The 500-nt window shown below is 56.8% G+C and carries 1 protein-coding gene; it reads right to left on the minus strand.

Annotated elements, in window-relative coordinates; all coding sequences use genetic code 11:
• Positions 1–30 precede the first annotated feature (30 nt).
• Complete coding sequence (locus H8K36_RS18910) at positions 31–429, minus strand: DNA-packaging protein FI (protein WP_000158919.1); 399 nt, start codon at positions 427–429, stop codon at positions 31–33.
• Positions 430–500 lie beyond the last annotated feature (71 nt).

Genomic DNA, 500 nt, shown 5'->3' on the forward strand with positions numbered 1-500 from the left:
GGTTATCGAAATCAGCCACAGCGCCTCCCGTTATTGCATTCTGGCCAGGCCGCGCTCTGTCATTTCGGCTGCCACACCGGCAGAGACACGAAACGCCGTTCCCGGCAGCACAAATGCCACAGGTTCATCCCGCGTGGCGTGAAGTGCATCAGTATGCAGCTTCACCAGTGCCACGACCGTGACCAGTTCAGACGTATCCAGAATCACGGTATCCGGCTGCGCTGATCCCACCTCATTTTCATGTCCGGTCAGCACATTTTCCCGGCTGAGAGGGGTGTCCTGACCGGCAGTTTCATCCGTGTCATCAAGCTCCTCTTTCAGCTCTGCCACACGGAGCGCCAGTTCTTCTTTCGTCCCCGTCAGGCTGACATCACGGTTCAGTTGTTCACCCAGCGAGCGGAGACGGGCAATCAGTTCATCTTTCGTCATGGACTCCTCCACAGAGAAACAATGGCCCCGAAGGGCCATGATTACGCCAGTTGTACGGACACGAACTCATC

This window comes from Affinundibacterium nitidum, assembly GCF_014284155.1.
In the GTDB taxonomy this organism is placed as follows: Bacteria; Pseudomonadota; Gammaproteobacteria; order Burkholderiales; family Burkholderiaceae_D; genus Undibacterium; species Undibacterium nitidum.